This window comes from Stutzerimonas xanthomarina DSM 18231 (assembly GCF_900129835.1).
GTDB lineage: Bacteria > Pseudomonadota > Gammaproteobacteria > Pseudomonadales > Pseudomonadaceae > Stutzerimonas > Stutzerimonas xanthomarina.
On record NZ_FQXA01000002.1, the window covers coordinates 82406 to 101561 of the forward strand.

A 19156-nucleotide genomic window follows, 5' to 3' on the forward strand; every position below is an offset into this window, starting at 1 on the left:
CTGTCTTAGTGATAGCGAACAGCTTGGGCTTAGAGACAGCCGGTTTCCTTAGATTGTTCTGATACTCACCACCAGATGGGGATTTACGGATGAAACTTAAAAACACCTTGGGCGTTGTAATTGGCTCTATGGTTGCTGCTACTTCTCTTAGCGCGCTCGCCCAGGGCCAAGGCGCTGTAGAGGTGGAAGCATTCGGCAAGCACTACTTCTCCGACAGCTCTCGTGGCTTCGAAGACGAAGGCGAGCTCTATGGCGCTGGCGCCAGCTATTTTCTCACCGATGATGTCTCCTTGGGCCTGTCCTACGGTGAATATCATGACGTCACTTCAGACGACCCGGTAGCGGGCGGCGGCCACAAGAACATCAAGGGAAGCTTGACCTCTCTTGATGCGGCCTATCATTTCGGTCAGCCAGGCGTAGGCCTGCGTCCTTACGTTTCAGCTGGCATGGCTCACCAGAGCATTGGCCAGGCAGCACGTAGCGGTCGTGACCACAGCACCTTTGCGAACATTGGCGCAGGTGTGAAGTACTACTTCACCGAGAACTTCTTTGCCAAGGCCAGCGTTGATGGCATGCATAACATCGATGCTGGCGACAGCGAGTGGATGGCTGGCGTTGGTGTAGGCCTGAACTTCGGCGGCGGTGCACAGCAGCAGGTCGCACAGGTTGAGCCGACTCCTGAGCCAGCGCCGGCTCCGATCGTTGATAACGAGCCAGAGCCGGAGCCGGAATTGGTCCGTGTCGAGCTTGACGTCAAGTTCGACTTTGACAAGGCCCGCGTTCGCGAAGAAAGCTACAGCGACATCAAGAACCTGGCTGATTTCATGCAGCAGTATCCTCAGACCAGCACCACTGTCGAAGGTCACACCGACTCGGTGGGTACTGATCAGTACAACCAGCGGTTGTCTGAGCGTCGTGCCCAGGCTGTTCGCGAAGTGCTGGTCAACCAGTACGGCGTCGAAAGCCAGCGTGTCGATTCGGTCGGTTACGGTGAGGCCCGCCCGGTTGCGGATAACACCACTGAAGAAGGTCGTCAAATCAACCGCCGCGTAGAAGCTGAAGTCGAAGCACAGGTTCGTTAATTCGAAATTTGCTTGGCTAGCTCGGCAGGTGCCTGGTAAGTCTTAGGCACCTTCTCGGCTTCTTGAAAAATCCGGTACCAGATTCTGGTGTCGGATTTTTTTTGCTTTGCTGTTAGCCATTCACAGTGCATGCGCCTGCCTGTGTGGCGAGCGCTGGATGGAGCTGCAGCCCAACGGCAGCGAGCGGTGCATCGGCGTAGTTGCTTGGTGCAAAGCCTAGGCGGTGCCGAGCATGCTGTCGGGGGATCATTGGGGGTACCTGCCGCCTTGAGCTTTCACAGGAACGCGCATGAAGTCTGCTCGCTACGACTAGAGATCTGAAGAGTACGCGGCCAAACATGTCGTTGCGCCTGCCTATACAGCTTTCGCACTAGCGCCACGTTTCTATCGTGCCAAAGCCCAAGCGAAGTAACGGTCCTCAGGCAGCCATAAATCCAGCAGGCCATGAATGGCTAGGTTGACTGGTGCTGGACTGCCTGCGCAGAAATTTATCCAAAAGCCTGCAGTTATCCCTTCGCGAATCTGGACTAGCAGTGTTCCAGGACATCGGCGACTGGCCTTAGCGTAGCGCCTGTTAGACATTGCAGAAGAAAGTGGGGAGACGTGTGCGGTGCTCGCGAGAGAGCTATTCATGCCTCGATTGCGCTTCGTGCGCAAACAAAAAAGCTGCCCCTTTCGGGAGCAGCTTTTATGCAGATGCCAAGGCATCTGTCACACCACTGGCCCAGGGGTGCCTGGGCCAGATCCAGCTCTTAGTGGAACTGGTTCATGGTGTTGTCTTTACCGCTCGCCTTCAGAGCTGCTTCGCCAGCGAAGTACTCTTTATGGTTGTCGCCGATGTCGGAGCCAGCCATGTTCTGGTGCTTAACGCAGGCGATACCCTGACGCAGTTCTTCACGCTGCACGCCTTTCACGTAGGCGAGCATGCCCTGGTCTGCGAAGTAACCCTTGGCCAGGTTGTCGGTGGACAGCGCGGCGGTGTGGTAGGTAGGCAGAGTGATCAGGTGGTGGAAAATGCCAGCATGAGCGGAGCCGTCCTTCTGGAAGGTGCGGATCTTCTCGTCGGCAACCTGGGCCAGTTCGGTTTCGTCGTACTCGACGCTCATCAGCTTGGCGCGGTCGTAGGCGGAAACGTCCTTGCCTTCGGCAACGAATGCGTCGAACACTTGCTGACGGAAGTTCAGGGTCCAGTTGAACGACGGGCTGTTGTTGTAGACCAGCTTAGCGTTCGGGATGACCTTGCGGATTTCGTCAACCATGGCAGCGATCTGGCCAACGTGCGGCTTCTCGGTTTCGATCCACAGCAGGTCGGCACCGTTCTGCAGGCTGGTGATGCAGTCGAGTACGCAGCGAGCTTCGCCAGTACCTTTGCGGAACTGGAAAAGGTTGCTTGGCAGGCGCTTCGGACGCAGCAGTTTGCCTTCGCGCTTGATCACTACATCGCCGTTGCCCAGTTCGGCTTCGGTGATTTCTTCGCAATCGAGGAAGGCGTTGTACTGGTCGCCCAGGTCGCCCGGTTCTTTAGTCACGGCGATCTGCTTGGTCAGGCCAGCACCCAGGGAGTCAGTACGAGCAACGATCACACCGTTGTCGATGCCCAGTTCCAGGAATGCATAGCGAACGGCAGCGATCTTGGCGAGGAAGTCGGCGTGCGGAACGGTGACTTTACCGTCCTGGTGGCCACACTGCTTCTCATCGGATACCTGGTTTTCGATCTGGATGCAGCAAGCACCGGCTTCGATCATGCGCTTGGCCAGCAGATAGGTGGCTTCCGGGTTACCGAAGCCAGCGTCGATGTCGGCAATGATCGGGACGATGTGGGTTTCGTAGTTGTCGATTTGGTTCTGGATCTCGGCAGCCTTGGCGGTGTCGCCGGCTTCGCGAGCGGCGTCCAGGCCGGTGAACAGCAGGTCCAGCTCGCGGCTGTCGGCCTGGCGCAGGAAGGTGTACAGCTCTTCGATCAGGTTGGAAACGGCAGTCTTCTCGTGCATCGACTGGTCCGGCAGCGGGCCGAACTCGGAGCGCAGAGCAGCAACCATCCAGCCGGACAGGTAGAGGTAGCGCTTGTTGGTGGTCTTCAGGTGCTTCTTGATGGAGATCAGCTTCTGCTGACCGATGAAGCCGTGCCAGCAACCCAGCGACTGGGTGTAAACGGACGTATCGGCGTCGTACTCGGCCATGTCCTTACGCATGATGTCGGCGGTGTACTGAGCGATTTCCAGACCGGTCTTGAAGCGGTTCTGAGCACGCATGCGAGCCACGGACTCAGGGTTGATAGCGCTCCAGCTGCTTCCAGCTACTTCTTTCAGAGCGGCAACGGCTTTGATGTCGTTTTGATAAGCGGACATGGTCAATCCTTCAAAGAAATTCGTGTTTGGTTGAGCACCGACTTTTCCCACTGAAACCTGCGTGTTTGCGCTGATGATGCGGATAGCACGCGGCAGAGCGTCGAAATATCGACCGAGACGAGGATTGAACCAAGGAGAGGAGGGTACGCAGTTACGACCGCAAGAGAACTTGGCTAGCTGTGGAATGATCGTGGCATTCCAACACTCAGCGACCTAAAGTCGTTGGGTGGACCAGCAAACTGACGTCTCAAGCTGATGCGTTAATCGCTTCCCCGTCCCTCAGGACGACTCGTTCCAGTCGCAACCTCGTCAGTCCGCCTTGTGGGCAGTACAGTCACGGAACGCCTCTGCTGGTTGGCTGAGTGCGATCCGGAGGCCCTGTTCAGAGCCTCTGGTTAGCGGGAGCGAGGCCATAATGCGCCGGCAAAGTAGGTTCGTCAAATGTTTTGTAGTGGATTTTAACAGGCACTACATTTTTTAACGGAACGTCGTTTGTCCGCTGAACCTTCTCAATTCAGCGTGTCTACTTTCAGTCGTAGAGAGAGGTCTTGACGACCTGCTGTGGAGTATCTGCGCAGCATTCCGTTCTCGGTGGAGCTTGCGGATTCGTCGACACCGCCGAGCTCGATCCATTCGCCAAGTCGCCCGCTGACTCGCGTATCGGTTTGCTGGATATTGATTGCACCTGGTTGGGATGCGCTCATGCGGTCGTTATGGCTGCTGATCGTAACGTGCACTCGATCGCCCTGTACGGTAGCAGTGGCATAGAAACCGCGCGTGACATCACGGTACTGAGTTTGTTGATAGAGCTGCCCGTAGCTGTCGCTCCCCATGGTGGAGATGGGGACGCTTTGGCCTATTTGAATCAGCGCAGGATAGCCCTCGGTGGCTTGGACCTGCTGCACTCCGCCGCCTTGGCTATTGGTGCTGTGACGGATGATCCGCACCTGGTCCCGACCTTGATTCTCCCCGCGGCCGCTCTGGATCTCGACGTCGCCAATGCGCGTTCCACTGTCGATCCGATAGCCGCTTTCGCTGCCAGTGGCTGAGTTTTGCGTATCGACACTGATCAGGAGTCTGCGGGGTTCGGTATCAAGTTTGGACAGGACATCTCGAAGCTCGCTGATCACGGCAGGCGGTGCGTTGACAATCAACTGGTTGCCGTATGCATTCACCTTGCCTTGATCAGCTACCACCGATTGGGCAATCGGTAGCACGTCTTCAGCCATTCGGAAATCCAGCGCGATCACCTCTGTCGCGGCGTGAAGTGTCGAGCTAACGATTAACAGGCAAGCAGCGAGTAGATGACGGCTCATAGCAAAAAGCTCCGCATATTGGGATCAAGAAGGCTACGGTCCCAGGCGACATCGAATAGCCGTTGCTGTTGGCGTGCGCGGCCAGGGTCTCGGTACTGCGCATGGCCCGAGAACTGGTCTGCGTTCGGGCGAATCAGCATGCCGCACTCGTCGACTATAAGGCCTGCGGGGGGGTGTATTAGATAATCCGGATGAGCGCTGCGAATATGGAAATTGCTGGTCAATCTGCGGCTTAGGGTGACCAGGCAGTGCCCTTCAGTGGCTACTCGAGAAGCGTCGCTCACCAATATACGCAGACGATTTCGTGGGTGAGCCCGCAAGAACTGCGAGCAGGCCCTTTGGATGCTGCTGTGGTTGTACAGCCAGGGTTCCAGGTCCGGCGTATAGATACTCAGGCTGCGCCTGGCTTGCCGGATCAGTGAAAGCGCATGACCACGAGCTTCGTCCATGTCATTGAAAGGCTGAGCGGAAGTGTCCACACCTAGCGTAAACGGTGCTGCGCTCCATTCTTGAGGCTGGACAGGCCTTGCCGCAGGGTTATCAATCCGGAAACGACCCGGTGACAGGAACTCGATCATCGGCGAGACGTCTTCGCTGACAGAGTGATCCGGGTCGTCATGTGCCATTTGGCTAGTGAGTCTTTCGAAGCATATCGACGTGGGGAAGGCCGGCCTCGAGGAACTCTTCACTGACCACTTCAAAGCCAAGACGCTCATAGAATGATGTGGCATGCACTTGAGCGGTGAGTCGCTGTTCATTGAGGCCACGCCGCTCAGCCTCGTCAATGGCCGCTTTCATCAGTGCGCCCCCGACATTCATACCGCGCCAGTCGCGCAATACCGAAACGCGACCAATGTGCCCGTCATTAAGCAGTCGCGCGGTGCCGATCGGGTAGCCGCTTTCCAGAGCGAGAAAATGCACGGCCTCAGCATCATCTGAGTCCCATTCCAGCTCCGGCGGCACCGATTGTTCAGCAATGAACACAGTCTCCCGAATTCGCCGTAGCTCCGCGTTATCCTGCTGCCAGTCGGCGATGCGAACTTCTATGTTACTCATCAGCGAACTCCAGACTTCCCTGTTTGACCAATTGCAGAATTAGGTTACGCCCATCCTCATCGCTCAGCCAGCCAGCGAGGTTTTCCGCATGGAGTGCGTCGGCAGAGCAGATTAATTTCAACAGCTCTTTCAGATGCGCTGGAAGCAGTCGGCTCTGGCCACTGGCAAACAGCAACAGGCCGATGTCCACCTCGCTCCAGGCCATGCGCGCGCTCAGGTTCCGTACGAGTATCGCGCCATCCTCCAACGCTGCCAGCATGGCCTTTTCGTCAATCTCTGGACCCTGTACTCGCTCCGGATAACGCGGCTCGGTCATGAATTGTCCAAACCAGGTGAGCAACAGGCGCTCGTCGCCCATATGCTCGGTGAGCATCGCCCGCAGGCGATCTAACGCATCGCTTTGAATCTGGTGTGGGTCGTCGATCGGCAGCAGATCCGCGTCGCTGTAACGCTCTTCGTCAGGCAGGAATTGCGCGAGGAAGTCGGTAAAGTGGGTTAGAACCTCTGCTGCGCTGGGCGCTCTGAAGCCCAGCGAGTAGGTCATGCAGGCGTCTTCGGCGGTGCCGAAATGAGCCAGTCTCGGCGGCAGATAAAGCATGTCGCCTGGCTCAAGTACCCATTCGTCAGTTCCCTGAAAATCCGCAAGTATGCGCAGGTCAGCGTGCTTGAGCATTGCGCTCTCGCTGTCGCACATTTGTCCTATGCGCCAGCGTCGCTGCCCATGTGCCTGCAGCAGGAAAACATCGTAATTGTCGAAATGCGGGCCCACTCCGCCGCCCGGCGCCGCGAAGCTGACCATGATGTCGTCGATTCGCCAGTTGGGCAGAAAACGGAAGTGCTCGATCAGTTCGGCGACTTCTGGCACCAGTTGATCGACCGCCTGTACGAGCAGCGTCCAGTCTCGTTCTGGCAGGCTTTGATAGGTGTCTTCACTGAACGGACCTCGGCGCAGCTCCCAAGGTGTGTCGCCATGCTCGATGACCAGGCGCGACTCGACTTCTTCTTCCAGTGATAAGCCGGCCAATTCATCTGGGGAAACCGGGCTTTCGAATCCGGGAATGGCCTGGCGGACCAGTAGAGGCTTTTTCTGCCAGTAGTCACGAAGAAATTCGCGCGCGCTGATCCCGCCGAGAATTTGTAAAGGAGTGTCGGAAGTCATGCCAGGTACCTTGCTCTGTTCAAGAGCTGAAAATAAAAACGCCCGGCACAGCCGGGCGTGCAAATAATGGGTTCGCTCAGATCCGCTTGGCTTGCTCGACCGCGTTGCCGATGTAGGTGGCAGGGGTCAGTTTGCGCAGCTCCTGCTTGGCTTCGGTCGGCATATCCAGACCGTCGATGAAAGTCTGCAGGGCCTCGGGGCTGATGCCTTTGCCTCGGGTCAACTCCTTGAGTTTCTCGTAGGGGTTCTCAATGGCATAGCGACGCATGACTGTCTGGATCGGCTCAGCCAGCACTTCCCAGCACGCGTCAAGGTCTTGCGCGATGCGCGCTTCGTTGAGCTCGAGTTTGCCGATGCCTTTGAGGCTGGCTTCGTACGCAATGATGCTATGAGCAAAGCCAACGCCCAGATTGCGTAGCACAGTTGAGTCGGTCAGGTCCCGCTGCCAGCGGGAAATGGGCAACTTGCTCGCCAGGTGGCTCAGCAGCGCATTGGCGATGCCGAGATTGCCTTCCGAGTTTTCGAAATCGATCGGGTTGACCTTGTGCGGCATGGTCGAGGAGCCAATTTCGCCTGCAACGGTGCGCTGCTTGAAATAACCCAGCGAAATGTAGCCCCAGATATCGCGATCGAAATCGATAAGAATGGTATTGAATCGAGCGACCGCATCGAACAGCTCTGCGATGTAATCGTGAGGCTCGATCTGCGTGGTGTAGGGGTTCCAGCAGAGCCCCAGGTCGCCTTCGATGAATTCGCGCGCGTTGGCTTCCCAGTCGACATTCGGGTAGGCGGACAGGTGGGCGTTGTAGTTGCCGACCGCGCCGTTGATCTTGCCCAGCAGGGGTACAGCGGCGACCTGTGCAATCTGGCGCTCGAGGCGGTAGACCACGTTGGCCAGCTCTTTGCCAAGGGTAGTGGGCGAGGCGGGTTGGCCGTGCGTGCGGGAGAGCATCGGTACGTCGGCGTGGGCGACGGCCAGCGCACGGATTGCGTCCGCCAGCTGACGCATCAGTGGCAATAACACGTCGTCCCGGCCTTCGCGCAGCATCAGCGCGTGGGACAGGTTGTTGATGTCCTCGCTGGTGCAGGCGAAATGAATGAACTCGTTGACCTTCGCCAGCTCCGGCAACTGCTTGGCCTGCTCCTTGAGGAGGTATTCCACCGCTTTCACATCATGGTTGGTGGTGCGCTCGAATTCCTTAACGCGTTCGGCATGTTCGAGTTGGAAATTCTCCGCGAGCTGATCGAGAAGCGCATTGGCTTCGTCCGAGAAGGGCGCCACCTCAGGAATGCCAGCATGTGCAGCCAGGCGCTGCAGCCAGCGGACTTCAACCTGAACGCGGCAGCGAATCAGACCGAATTCGCTGAAAATAGGGCGCAGAGCGCTGGTTTTGCCGGCGTAGCGGCCATCGACAGGGGAAACCGCGGTGAGCGAGGAAAGCTGCATAAAGGGCATTCTCGGCAGTCGAGCAACGAAAAGAGGGCGCAGATTATACATGAAAGCGAAAGGTAGACTGTCGCGGTGGCAATATCGCTTGTCGAGCCATTTGCGGGAGCTTATTCCGAGCGGAGCATCGGATAAAGCTCATCCAGCAGCTTGCGCCGGCTGAATACCATCTGCCACCGATGCCCGCCGAGTTGGCGCCAGAGCCGCGCTGAACGTATTCCCGCTAGCAGAAGCGCGCGGATCTTCGCAGCGTTGTCGCTCTGCTGGAGGTGGCGCATATCGCCTTGGACCTGAATGCGTTGGCGAAAGGTACTAAGCGTGTCTTGGTACAGCCCGCCAAAAGAGGCGATCACGTTTTCGTGGGTCAGACCAAAATGATCGGCCTGCTGCTGTATCTGGTCCAGGCGACTGCCTATCACCTGTAACAGGTCGCCGCGTTTATCCAGTTGCCGTTCCAGGCCAATCATCGCCAGCGCATAGCGCAGCGGCTCGCGTTGCAGGCTGCTGGTATCTCGCTCCAGTGCGCCGACCAGTGCTCGATAGCCCTCGCGAAGATTCAAGTCGTCCCCGCCATAGATTTCCAGAGCCGGCTTGTCTTCTCGCACCAGCAGACTGCCCAGCAGGTTCGCCATGGCAGCGTTTGGCACCTGTCCGGTTCGGGCTATTCGATCAACCAGCGCTGCAGCTTCAAACACCGCGCCGAGCGCAACCAGTTGTTCCTGTCGTGGTGTCATGGGCGGGCTCCGGCGAACCAGGGCTCCGCAGTCTCGATTACACCACCGCCGAGGCAGACTTCGCCGTCATAGAACACCACTGACTGGCCTGGCGTTACGGCGCGTTGCGGCTCGTTGAATACCGCTCGATAGCCGTTGTCGGTCTGCTCCAGCGTGCATGTCTGATCGCTCTGGCGATAGCGCACCTTGGCCGTGAGCTGCAATGGCGCGGGCAGTTCGATCGGGTTGACCCAATAAATTTCCGAGACCAGCAAAGCCCTGGAAAACAGCCATGGATGATCATTGCCCTGGCCGACTACCAGCACATTGCGCTCGAGATCCTTGCTCAAAACGTACCACGGCTCGTCGCTTGCATCCTTAAGGCCGCCGATACCCAAACCCTGTCGCTGGCCGATGGTGTGGTACATAAGGCCGTGATGGCTGCCGATGATTTCGCCATCGATCGTCTCGATATCGCCCGGCTGGGCAGGTAGATATTGCTTGAGGAAATCGCTGAAACGACGTTCCCCGATGAAACAGATTCCTGTTGAGTCCTTCTTCTTCGCCGTCGCCAAACCGTGCTTTTCCGCAACTGCGCGGACCGCCGGCTTTTCCAGCTCCCCTACCGGGAACAGCGTTTTGCTTAGCTGCTCGCCGCCGACAGCGTGGAGGAAATAGCTTTGGTCCTTGTTCGAGTCCAGCCCTTTGAGCAGCTCGCTGCGTCCGTCAATGTCGCGGCGCCTGACGTAATGCCCGGTGGCAATCAGGTCGGCACCGAGCGCCAGAGCATAATCAAGGAACGCCTTGAACTTGATCTCACGGTTGCAAAGGATATCCGGGTTAGGCGTCCTTCCGGCTTTGTACTCAGCCAGAAAGTGCTCGAATACATTATCCCAGTACTCAGCGGCAAAATTCGCCGTGTGCAGTTTTATGCCGATCCGGTCGCAGACGGCCTGAGCGTCGGCCAGATCTTCCCGAGCTGTGCAGTACTCGGTGCCATCATCTTCTTCCCAGTTCTTCATGAACAGGCCTTCGACCTGGTAACCCTGCTCAAGCAGAAGCAGGGCGGAAACCGAAGAGTCGACGCCGCCGGACATGCCGACGATGACGCGCAGGTTTTCAGGGGCGATAAATGGTGAATCAGGCATAAAGACTCAGGGTTAACTGCAAAGCGTGCAATTCTAACAGGCCGGCCAAGCCAGCGGTTAGAGGTCGATCAGTCGCGTATGACTGCGAGATCATGGGTCGGGCCAGCCAGGTAGTCATCAATGCAGCGCAGAATCAGTTCGCTGCGCCAACGCTCCGGTTGGTTGGCGAGTTCGTCTCGAGTCATCCAGAGGGCTGCGACAATGCCACTATCGAGCTCGCGGTGTGACTCATGGCGAACTGGTGAGGCCGCGAAGCAGACGCGCTGGTAGGTAACGCCATTACTTGGTGCAGTGTATAGATAGACACCTACCACGCCTTTGAGGGCAACCTCCCAGCCGGTTTCCTCAAGGGTTTCGCGTACCGCCGCTTGGCGTAATGTCTCGTCGGGCTCAAGGTGCCCGGCCGGTTGATTGAGTACCAATCGACCACCTTTGGATTCTTCGACCATCAGGAAGCGGCCATCGACTTCGACAATCGTTGCCACCGTGATGTGTGGATGCCAGGTCATGTTCAACCTCGGGCTGATCTGGATACAAAGAGGGCGTGTTTTTACATGCGTTGTAAATAAAGAAACCCCGGCGTAGCGCCGGGGTTCACTTTCATTCACCAGTACTGCCAGCTCCGATCAGGCCAGGACGGCGAGCGCAGCGTTGAACGTTGCACTTGGGCGCATTGCCTTGCTGGTCAGTTCGGGGTTGGAGCGGTAGTAGCCGCCAATCTCGACTGGCTTGCCCTGAACCTCGGCCAGCTCAGCAAGAATGGCTTCTTCGCTATCCTGCAGCTGCTTCGCCAGGGGTGCGAAGTGGGCTTGCAGGCCGGCGTCTTCGGTTTGTGCTGCGAGCTCCTGTGCCCAGTACAGCGCCAAATAGAAGTGGCTGCCGCGGTTGTCCAGCTCACCAGTACGGCGGGACGGAGACTTGTTGTTGTCGAGCAGCTTGCCTGTAGCCGCGTCCAGTGTCTTGCCGAGTAGCTTGGCTTTGACGTTGTCGGTTTTGATTCCGGTCTCTTCCAGCGATACCGCCAGCGCCAGGAACTCACCGAGCGAGTCCCAGCGCAGATGGTTTTCCTCGATCAGCTGCTGGACGTGCTTGGGTGCAGAGCCACCGGCACCTGTTTCGTACATGCCACCGCCGGCCATAAGTGGGACGACAGAGAGCATCTTCGCGGATGTGCCGAGTTCCATGATCGGGAACAGGTCGGTCAGGTAGTCGCGCAGAACGTTGCCGGTCACGGAGATAGTGTCCAGACCACGAATCAAGCGCTCCATGCTGACGCGGATGGCTTCGTTGTAGTCCATCATGCGGATGTCGAGGCCGGTCAGGTCATGATCCTGTAGGTAAGTTTCGACCTTCTTCTGAAGTTCGCGATCGTGGGCGCGCTCCGGGTCAAGCCAGAAGATCGCTGGCGTGTCCGATTGGCGTGCGCGGGTAACGGCCAGCTTGACCCAGTCGCGGATCGGCGCGTCCTTGGTCTGGCAGGCGCGCCAGATGTCGCCTTTCTCCACCGGGTGCTGCATCAGCACGGTGCCGTCGGTCGACACGACGCGCATGATGCCGTCAGCTTGCATCTCGAAGGTCTTGTCGTGGGAGCCGTACTCTTCAGCTTTCTGTGCCATCAGGCCTACGTTCGGCACGCTGCCCATGGTTACCGGATCAAAGGCGCCATTGGTTTTGCAGAAGTTGATCATCTCCTGGTAGATGCGAGCGTAGGTGCTCTCCGGCATCACCGCTTTGGTGTCCTTCTGCTTGCCATCCTTGCCCCACATCTGACCCGAGTTGCGGATCATGGCGGGCATGGAGGCGTCCACGATCACATCGCTCGGGATGTGCAGGTTGGTGATGCCTTTGACAGAGTCAACCATCGCCATTTCTGGGCGCTCAGCGTAGCAGGCGTGGATGTCGTGCAGAATCTCTTCCTGCTGAGAATCGGGCAGCGATTTGATCTTGTCGTAGACGCTGCTGATCCCATTGTTCGGGTTGACGCCCAGCTCTTTGAACAGCTCGCCGTACTTGTCGAAGACGTCTTTGTAATAAACGCTGACCGCATGGCCGAAGACAATCGGATGCGAGATCTTCATCATGGTGGCCTTGACGTGCAGGGACCACATAACGCCGGTTGCCTTGCAATCCTGCAGCGTTTCCTCGAAAAACTCGCGCAGCTTGTTACAGCTCATGAACATACCGTCGAGCACTTCGCCTTCCTGGAGGGCGAGTTGCTTCATGACCTCTACCTTATCGTCCTTGCCGACAAACTCGATGCGCACATCACCGGCTGCTTTCATGGTGATGGATTGTTCGCTGGAGAAGAAATCGCCGCCGCGCATGTAGTCCGCGTGCGACTGCGATGCCTTGCTCCACTTACCCATCGAATGCGGGTGCTTGCGAGCGAAGGCTTTCACGGCCGCCGGTGCGCGCCGGTCAGAGTTGCCTTCGCGCAGGACCGGGTTTACCGCGCTGCCGAGTACCTTGCCGTAACGCGCCCGTATTTCCTTGTCCGCATCGGTCTGCGGATCTTCTGGGAAGTTGGGGATGTTGTAACCCAAGGCTTGCAGTTCGGCGATAGCCGCTTTGAGCTGGGGGATGGAAGCGCTGATGTTGGGTAACTTGATGATGTTGGCGTCCGGCTGATTAGTCAGCTCGGCAAGCTTGGCCAGGTCATCTTCCACAACTTTATCGGCATCCAGCTGATCGGCAAAGCTTGCAAGAATGCGCCCTGCGAGAGAGATGTCACGTGTTTCGACGGCTATATTAGCGGAGGCGGCAAAGGCTTCAACAATGGGCAGAAGCGAATAGGTGGCCAGCGCCGGGGCTTCGTCGGTGAAGGTGTAGATAATCTTCGAGCGGGTGGACATTTAGAGTTAACTCTCTCTTGCTGAGCGTGCACAGAATCTCGAAGTGCGCAGGTAGGCGCCCTGGCTGCGTTAGCCGTGCCAGTCTCGAGGTTCGCCGCGATGATGTTGGATGCAGCACCACTGGAGTGTTGAGTGTTTGATCCGACCGGCTGCGGTTGGCAGTCTGGCGGTGCAGAGGCAATGATCTCATCGGAGGTCGGTTGCCCCTCATGACTCGTTAGTCACCTAAGCAGTATATCACCGCCGCCCATTGTCAAAGAATGCCCCGACCATACGACGAACGAACATATGGTTTAGGTCGATTCAACTGGGTTACTCTTCGAAGATGACCACTGTTTAATGTTTAACCACAAAAACGGAGTCCAGCATGGGATACCAAAAGATCCAGGTGCCTGCCAGCGGTGACAAAATCACCGTCAATACCGATAACACCCTGAACGTCCCCAATAATCCGATCATTCCGTATATAGAAGGCGACGGTATTGGCGTTGACATCAGCCCAGTGATGATCAAGGTGGTCGACGCGGCCGTAGAGAAGGCCTACGGCGGTGAGCGCAAGATCGCCTGGATGGAAATCTATGCAGGCGAGAAGGCGACGCAGGTATACGACCAGGACACCTGGCTGCCCAAGGAAACGCTGGATGTCGTTCGTGATTACGTGGTTTCGATCAAAGGGCCGCTGACCACTCCAGTCGGTGGCGGAATTCGTTCATTGAACGTTGCGCTGCGGCAGGAGCTCGACCTTTATGTCTGTCAGCGTCCGGTTCGCTGGTTTACCGGCGTACCCAGCCCGGTAAAGAAGCCGGCAGACGTCGACATGGTCATCTTCCGTGAGAACTCCGAAGACATTTACGCAGGTGTGGAGTGGAAGGCCGGTTCGCCTGAATGCGAAAAGGTCATCAAGTTCCTTACTGAAGAAATGGGCGTCAAGAAGATTCGCTTCACAGAGAACTGCGGTATCGGTATCAAGCCGGTATCGCTGGAAGGGACCAAGCGGCTGGTGCGCAAGGCGCTGCAGTATGCTGTCGACAATGATCGTAGCTCGGTCACCTTGGTCCACAAGGGCAACATCATGAAGTTCACCGAAGGCGCATTCAAGGAATGGGGCTACGAGGTGGCGCGCGATGAGTTTGGTGCAGAGTTGCTGGACGGTGGCCCGTGGATGCAGTTCAAGAACCCCAACACAGGCAAAAATATCGTCGTCAAAGATGCCATTGCTGACGCAATGCTGCAGCAGATCCTGCTGCGTCCCGCTGAGTACGATGTTATTGCGACCCTTAACCTGAACGGCGACTACCTGTCCGATGCGTTGGCCGCAGAGGTCGGTGGCATCGGCATCGCGCCGGGCGCCAATCTCTCGGACACGGTTGCCATGTTCGAGGCCACACACGGCACGGCGCCGAAATATGCGGGCCAGGATAAAGTCAATCCCGGGTCGCTGATCCTGTCGGCAGAAATGATGTTGCGACATATGGGATGGCTGGAGGCCGCAGACCTGATCATCAAGTCGACGGAAGCCGCGATTGCGGCCAAGACAGTGACCTATGACTTTGAGCGCCTGATGGACGGCGCGAAGCTGATGTCCTGCTCGGAATTTGGCGATGCGATGATCTCCCACATGTAAGCGTGCGAGAGCGACACAAAAAGGCCGATCGATGATCGGCCTTTTTGTTGCCTGGCGTCAGGCGTCTACGGTCGAGCCCTGTGAGACAGATGCAACCGCCTCCACAGTGGTTTGCAGCGACCGAATGTTGGTTGCGTGTAGGCCCTTTGGACCTTGCAGTATGTCGAACATGACTGCTTGCCCAGCTTTCAGAGTTCTGTACCCTTCCATTTGAATGGCCGAGTAGTGGGCGAACAGGTCCTCATCGCCGCCGTCTGCTACGATAAATCCATAGCCTTTAGCGTTGTTGAACCACTTGACCTTACCGCTTAGCATGCTGTTTTCCCTCTGCAAAGGAGTTCATCACTGGAGTAACATCCATTTCATTCCGCGCTGATGCAGTACATGGCCCACATGCGCAGCCCGTTGCCGTTGTGGCACATACTGTTTGTATCATCGTTTTGCCGATAGTCAAGGCGACTCGTCAGGTGGCTGTGAAGCCCTTCTATTTACCCGGCCTCGGCGCCCCGATCTAGAACTGTTATACGCATGCGTGCATTTCCAGAGATTCGACTAATATTCAATCAAGATCGTCCGAATCCATCGGATGATGACTCCTCTAGCCTGGCAGTCGAGGAAGCCAAGCCGCAACTGAAGGCACCACCGATGTTCAAAGTTGTCATGTTTAATGACGACTACACGCCGATGGATTTCGTCGTGGAGGTGCTCGAAGGAATTTTCAATCACAATCGGGAGCTGGCCACCAAGATCATGCTGGCGGTTCATACCGAAGGGCGGGCCGTTTGTGGCGTCTACACGCGCGACGTTGCTGAAACCAAAGCAATGCAGGTCAATCAATATGCAAGGGAATGCCAGCATCCGTTGCTTTGTGAGATCGAGAAGGACGGTTAAACCCGACTGCTGGGTAAGAGGTGAAAGCTATGTTGAACCGTGAGCTCGAAGTCACTCTGAATCTGGCTTTCAAGGAGGCACGTACCAAGCGTCATGAGTTCATGACGGTTGAACACCTTCTGTTAGCCCTGCTGGACAATGAAGCAGCCGCAACGGTCCTGCGTGCCTGTGGAGCCAGCCTCGACAAACTGCGTCACGACCTTCAGGAATTTATCGACTCCACTACGCCTTTGATTCCGCAGCATGATGACGAGCGCGAAACCCAGCCGACCCTAGGCTTCCAGCGAGTGTTGCAGCGGGCGGTGTTCCACGTTCAAAGCTCGGGTAAGCGTGAGGTCACTGGCGCCAATGTGCTGGTTGCGATTTTCAGTGAGCAGGAAAGCCAGGCGGTGTTTTTGCTCAAGCAGCAGAATGTCGCCCGCATCGACGTCGTCAATTACATTGCCCATGGTATTTCCAAGGTTCCCGGTAATAACGGCAGTACGGAAAGCGATACGGAAATGCAGGATGAGGAGGGTGGTGAATCGTCTACAGCCGGAAACCCGCTTGATGCCTATGCAAGCAATCTGAATGATCTGGCTCGTCAGGGCCGTATCGATCCGTTGGTCGGCCGTGAGCACGAGGTTGAGCGAGTTGCTCAGATTCTGGCGCGGCGTCGCAAAAATAATCCATTGCTGGTCGGTGAGGCTGGAGTGGGTAAGACCGCGATTGCTGAGGGGCTTGCCAAGCGCATCGTCGATAATCAGGTCCCCGAGCTACTCGCCAACAGCGTCGTTTATTCACTCGATCTGGGTGCGCTGTTGGCCGGTACGAAGTATCGCGGAGATTTCGAGAAGCGCTTCAAGGCGCTTCTGAATGAGCTTCGTAAGCGTCCGCAGGCAGTCCTGTTCATTGACGAAATTCACACCATCATTGGGGCTGGTGCCGCTTCGGGCGGCGTGATGGACGCATCAAACTTACTCAAGCCGTTGTTGTCGTCTGGGGAGATCCGTTGTATTGGGTCCACCACCTTTCAGGAGTTCCGTGGCATCTTCGAGAAAGATCGGGCGCTCGCGCGTCGCTTCCAGAAAGTCGATGTTTCAGAGCCGTCCGTTGAGGACACCATCGGTATCCTGAGAGGACTGAAGGGCCGCTTCGAGCAGCACCACAACATCGAATACAGCGATGAATCGCTGCGCGCGGCAGCGGAGCTCGCCTCTCGGTATATCAATGATCGGCATATGCCGGACAAGGCAATAGATGTAATCGATGAGGCAGGCGCGTACCAGCGTCTTCAGCCTGAAGATAAACGCGTCTCGCGGATAGATGTCGAGCAGGTTGAAGACATTGTCGCGAAGATCGCGCGCATCCCTCCAAAGCATGTGAGCACCTCCGACAAGGAGCTCCTGCGTAATCTGGAGCGAGACCTGAAGTTGACTGTATTCGGGCAGGATGACGCCATCGATTCGCTGGCTACGGCGATCAAGCTTTCGCGTGCGGGGCTTAAGGCGCCTGATAAGCCGGTCGGCTCGTTCCTTTTTGCAGGCCCTACGGGTGTTGGTAAAACAGAAGCTGCTCGGCAGCTTGCGCGGGCGCTGGGTATTGAGCTCGTACGCTTCGATATGTCCGAGTACATGGAGCGTCACACCGTGTCTCGCCTCATCGGCGCGCCGCCTGGCTACGTTGGCTTTGATCAGGGTGGGCTGCTGACCGAGGCGATCACCAAGCAACCACACTGTGTTCTGCTTCTCGATGAGATAGAAAAGGCGCACCCGGAGGTTTTCAACCTGCTGCTGCAGGTCATGGACCATGGCACGCTGACGGATAATAACGGCCGGAAAGCCGACTTCCGTAATGTCATCGTCATCATGACGACTAATGCCGGTGCGGAAACCGCGGCGAGAGCCTCGATTGGCTTCACTCATCAGGACCACGCCTCGGATGCAATGGAGGTGATCAAGAAGAGCTTCACGCCAGAGTTCAGAAACCGCCTGGACACTATCATCCAGTTTGGCCGTCTCAGTCACGAAGTCATCAAGAGCATTGTCGACAAGTTCCTCATTGAGTTGCAGGCGCAACTTGAGGACAAGCATGTCACGCTTGAAGTGTCCGACGCGGCGCGAGGTTGGTTGGCCGAACGTGGTTACGATGTGCAAATGGGCGCGCGGCCAATGGCTCGGCTGATTCAGGACAAGATCAAGCGGCCATTGGCTGAGGAAATTCTGTTCGGTGAGTTGGCCGAGCACGGCGGAGTGGTTCACATCGATATCCGGGACGGCGAGCCGTACTTCGACTTTGAAACTTCGGCCGAGTTGGCGTAATGCAGCAGAGGTACTGAAATAAAACGCCCGGTATCCCGGGCGTTTTTATTTGAACAGTGGCAGAGCGCAGGATTAATAAGACCTAGCCGCTATGCTTGTTGGTGCGTTAAACAATCGAGGCTCTCAGTCCTTTGGGCAGGTCCAAATGAAAAGCCCGGCCTATGCCGGGCGTTCATGCTCGCGTCCTGTCAGCGGGCGCGGTAGGTGATGCGGCCTTTGCTCAGGTCGTACGGTGTAAGTTCTACACGAACCTTGTCACCGGTAAGAATCCGGATGTAGTTCTTGCGCATCTTTCCGGAGATGTGCGCAGTAACGACGTGCCCATTTTCCAACTCCACACGAAACATGGTGTTGGGCAGGGTGTCGACGACAGTACCTTCCATTTCGAAGCTGTCTTCTTTCGACATTCAGTAAAGCCCTCGGTGTCCAATGATAGACCCGGTGCGAAGAATGCCCGGGTAAAAGCGGCAAGTATTGTGCCTGAAAGGGCTCCGAGAGCCAAGGGCTCAGGTTAGTGTTATCCAGCGCTGGTTAACCAGCAGTTCGATTGGGCGATACTCGGTCTTGTAGTTCATTTTGCGACAGTTTTTGATCCAGTAGCCGAGATAGACCGCTTTTAATCCAAGTCGGACCGCTTCACTGACCTGCCAGAGAATTGCATAGCGGCCAAGGCTGCGGCGCTCCTCGCTTGGCTCATAAAAGGTATAAACGGCGGACAGGCCATTGGGTAGCAGATCGGTCACCGCCAGCGCGAGCAGGCGTCCTTCCAGGCGGAACTCGTAGAAGCGAGAGAACGGCAGGTCGCGGACCAGGAAGGTATGAAACTGATCTCTGCTTGGCGGGTACATATCCCCATCAGCATGGCGCTGTTCGATATAGCTTGCGTAGAGCGCGTAATATTCTTCCGTGAATGAAGGGCGGACATCGGTAACGTTCAGGTCGGCGTTGCGCTTGAGGATGCGCTTCTGCTGACGATTGAGCTGCAGTCCATCGGCTGGTATCCGTGCGGGAATACAGGCAGTGCAGCGTTGGCAATGCGGGCGGTAGAGGTGATCACCGCTGCGACGGAAGCCCATTTCGGACAGCTCTGCGTACACCTGTACATCCATCGGCTGGCTGGGGTCGAGGAAGAGCGTAGTGGCCTGTTCGTCGGGCAGATAGCTGCAGGCGTGAGGCTGGGTGGCGTAGAACTTGAGACGAGCCAGTGAAGTCATGGTCAG

General features: G+C 56.9%; 17 protein-coding genes. 4 read left to right on the forward strand and 13 right to left on the reverse strand.

Going from position 1 to position 19156, the window contains the following annotated elements:
- Positions 1 to 89 precede the first annotated feature (89 nt).
- The gene (locus BUE09_RS04765; protein ID WP_073299569.1) at positions 90 to 1082 is read left to right on the forward strand and encodes an OmpA family protein; all 993 of its coding nucleotides are present in this window, start codon (positions 90 to 92) and stop codon (positions 1080 to 1082) included.
- Positions 1083 to 1834: 752 nt separating this feature from the next.
- Here the strand turns inward: BUE09_RS04765 and BUE09_RS04770 are convergent.
- The 10 genes from BUE09_RS04770 to BUE09_RS04815 all read right to left on the reverse strand — a co-directional run bounded on the left by BUE09_RS04770 (position 1835) and on the right by BUE09_RS04815 (position 13121).
- Positions 1835 to 3430 carry an isocitrate lyase gene (locus BUE09_RS04770; protein ID WP_073299570.1) on the reverse strand — a complete coding sequence of 532 codons (1596 nt, stop codon included), beginning with the start codon at positions 3428 to 3430 and terminating at the stop codon, positions 1835 to 1837.
- Between the two features lie 509 nt (positions 3431 to 3939).
- Positions 3940 to 4746: a secretin N-terminal domain-containing protein gene (locus BUE09_RS04775; RefSeq protein WP_073299571.1), complete on the reverse strand. Its 807-nt coding sequence runs from the start codon at positions 4744 to 4746 to the stop codon at positions 3940 to 3942.
- Positions 4743 to 5372, reverse strand: a complete 630-nt coding sequence (locus BUE09_RS20565; protein WP_073299572.1) for a DUF7931 domain-containing protein — start codon at positions 5370 to 5372, stop codon at positions 4743 to 4745. Before BUE09_RS20565 ends, BUE09_RS04775 begins: the two co-directional genes overlap by 4 nt.
- A gap of 4 nt (positions 5373 to 5376) precedes the next feature.
- Positions 5377 to 5802 carry a GNAT family N-acetyltransferase gene (locus BUE09_RS04785; RefSeq protein ID WP_073299573.1) on the reverse strand — a complete coding sequence of 142 codons (426 nt, stop codon included), beginning with the start codon at positions 5800 to 5802 and terminating at the stop codon, positions 5377 to 5379.
- Positions 5795 to 6961: a ribosomal protein uL16 3-hydroxylase gene (locus BUE09_RS04790; RefSeq protein WP_073299574.1), complete on the reverse strand. Its 1167-nt coding sequence runs from the start codon at positions 6959 to 6961 to the stop codon at positions 5795 to 5797. Before BUE09_RS04790 ends, BUE09_RS04785 begins: the two co-directional genes overlap by 8 nt.
- Before the next feature lie 76 nt (positions 6962 to 7037).
- Positions 7038 to 8408 carry an adenylosuccinate lyase gene (gene purB, locus BUE09_RS04795; RefSeq protein ID WP_073299575.1) on the reverse strand — a complete coding sequence of 457 codons (1371 nt, stop codon included), beginning with the start codon at positions 8406 to 8408 and terminating at the stop codon, positions 7038 to 7040.
- A gap of 110 nt (positions 8409 to 8518) precedes the next feature.
- On the reverse strand, positions 8519 to 9142 hold the full coding sequence (gene hflD / locus BUE09_RS04800) for a high frequency lysogenization protein HflD (protein WP_073299576.1): 624 nt from the start codon (positions 9140 to 9142) through the stop codon (positions 8519 to 8521).
- On the reverse strand, positions 9139 to 10269 hold the full coding sequence (gene mnmA, locus BUE09_RS04805; protein WP_073299577.1) for a tRNA 2-thiouridine(34) synthase MnmA: 1131 nt from the start codon (positions 10267 to 10269) through the stop codon (positions 9139 to 9141). The genes hflD and mnmA overlap by 4 nt, the downstream gene beginning before the upstream one ends.
- Before the next feature lie 68 nt (positions 10270 to 10337).
- On the reverse strand, positions 10338 to 10778 hold the full coding sequence (locus BUE09_RS04810; RefSeq protein WP_073299578.1) for an NUDIX hydrolase: 441 nt from the start codon (positions 10776 to 10778) through the stop codon (positions 10338 to 10340).
- Between the two features lie 117 nt (positions 10779 to 10895).
- Positions 10896 to 13121: an NADP-dependent isocitrate dehydrogenase gene (locus BUE09_RS04815; protein WP_073299579.1), complete on the reverse strand. Its 2226-nt coding sequence runs from the start codon at positions 13119 to 13121 to the stop codon at positions 10896 to 10898.
- A 367-nt stretch (positions 13122 to 13488) separates the two neighbouring features.
- On the opposite strand from BUE09_RS04815, the gene icd reads away from it, so the two are divergent.
- Positions 13489 to 14745 (forward strand): NADP-dependent isocitrate dehydrogenase, encoded by a 1257-nt coding sequence (gene icd / locus BUE09_RS04820; RefSeq protein ID WP_073299580.1) that lies wholly within the window; start codon positions 13489 to 13491, stop codon positions 14743 to 14745.
- A gap of 57 nt (positions 14746 to 14802) precedes the next feature.
- Here the strand turns inward: icd and cspD are convergent, their stop codons facing one another.
- Positions 14803 to 15060: a cold shock domain-containing protein CspD gene (cspD, locus tag BUE09_RS04825; RefSeq protein WP_073299581.1), complete on the reverse strand. Its 258-nt coding sequence runs from the start codon at positions 15058 to 15060 to the stop codon at positions 14803 to 14805.
- A 213-nt stretch (positions 15061 to 15273) separates the two neighbouring features.
- On the opposite strand from cspD, the gene clpS reads away from it, so the two are divergent.
- Both clpS and clpA read left to right on the forward strand, forming a co-directional pair.
- On the forward strand, positions 15274 to 15636 hold the full coding sequence (gene clpS / locus BUE09_RS04830) for an ATP-dependent Clp protease adapter ClpS (protein ID WP_073299582.1): 363 nt from the start codon (positions 15274 to 15276) through the stop codon (positions 15634 to 15636).
- 29 nt (positions 15637 to 15665) lie between these two features.
- Entirely contained in the window at positions 15666 to 17936 is a 2271-nt protein-coding gene (clpA, locus tag BUE09_RS04835) for an ATP-dependent Clp protease ATP-binding subunit ClpA (RefSeq protein WP_073299583.1), read from the forward strand.
- Positions 17937 to 18124: 188 nt separating this feature from the next.
- On the opposite strand, the gene infA is transcribed toward clpA, so the two are convergent.
- Entirely contained in the window at positions 18125 to 18343 is a 219-nt protein-coding gene (infA, locus tag BUE09_RS04840; RefSeq protein WP_002553999.1) for a translation initiation factor IF-1, read from the reverse strand.
- Positions 18344 to 18442: 99 nt separating this feature from the next.
- Complete coding sequence (locus BUE09_RS04845; protein ID WP_073299584.1) at positions 18443 to 19150, reverse strand: arginyltransferase; 708 nt, start codon at positions 19148 to 19150, stop codon at positions 18443 to 18445.
- Positions 19151 to 19156 lie beyond the last annotated feature (6 nt).

Excerpts from the sequence above, each read along its gene's own strand:
- hflD (WP_073299576.1), bottom strand. The coding sequence starts at position 9,142 with ATGACACCACGACAGGAACAACTGGTTGCGCTCGGCGCGGTGTTTGAA.
- mnmA (WP_073299577.1), bottom strand. The coding sequence starts at position 10,269 with ATGCCTGATTCACCATTTATCGCCCCTGAAAACCTGCGCGTCATCGTC.
- clpA (WP_073299583.1), top strand. The coding sequence starts at position 15,666 with ATGTTGAACCGTGAGCTCGAAGTCACTCTGAATCTGGCTTTCAAGGAG.
- clpS (WP_073299582.1), top strand. The coding sequence starts at position 15,274 with ATGCGTGCATTTCCAGAGATTCGACTAATATTCAATCAAGATCGTCCG.
- cspD (WP_073299581.1), bottom strand. The coding sequence starts at position 15,060 with ATGCTAAGCGGTAAGGTCAAGTGGTTCAACAACGCTAAAGGCTATGGA.
- BUE09_RS04785 (WP_073299573.1), bottom strand. The coding sequence starts at position 5,802 with ATGAGTAACATAGAAGTTCGCATCGCCGACTGGCAGCAGGATAACGCG.
- BUE09_RS04770 (WP_073299570.1), bottom strand. The coding sequence starts at position 3,430 with ATGTCCGCTTATCAAAACGACATCAAAGCCGTTGCCGCTCTGAAAGAA.
- BUE09_RS04790 (WP_073299574.1), bottom strand. The coding sequence starts at position 6,961 with ATGACTTCCGACACTCCTTTACAAATTCTCGGCGGGATCAGCGCGCGC.
- BUE09_RS04775 (WP_073299571.1), bottom strand. The coding sequence starts at position 4,746 with ATGAGCCGTCATCTACTCGCTGCTTGCCTGTTAATCGTTAGCTCGACA.
- purB (WP_073299575.1), bottom strand. The coding sequence starts at position 8,408 with ATGCAGCTTTCCTCGCTCACCGCGGTTTCCCCTGTCGATGGCCGCTAC.
- infA (WP_002553999.1), bottom strand. The coding sequence starts at position 18,343 with ATGTCGAAAGAAGACAGCTTCGAAATGGAAGGTACTGTCGTCGACACC.
- icd (WP_073299580.1), top strand. The coding sequence starts at position 13,489 with ATGGGATACCAAAAGATCCAGGTGCCTGCCAGCGGTGACAAAATCACC.
- BUE09_RS04815 (WP_073299579.1), bottom strand. The coding sequence starts at position 13,121 with ATGTCCACCCGCTCGAAGATTATCTACACCTTCACCGACGAAGCCCCG.
- BUE09_RS04765 (WP_073299569.1), top strand. The coding sequence starts at position 90 with ATGAAACTTAAAAACACCTTGGGCGTTGTAATTGGCTCTATGGTTGCT.
- BUE09_RS04845 (WP_073299584.1), bottom strand. The coding sequence starts at position 19,150 with ATGACTTCACTGGCTCGTCTCAAGTTCTACGCCACCCAGCCTCACGCC.
- BUE09_RS04810 (WP_073299578.1), bottom strand. The coding sequence starts at position 10,778 with ATGACCTGGCATCCACACATCACGGTGGCAACGATTGTCGAAGTCGAT.
- BUE09_RS20565 (WP_073299572.1), bottom strand. The coding sequence starts at position 5,372 with ATGGCACATGACGACCCGGATCACTCTGTCAGCGAAGACGTCTCGCCG.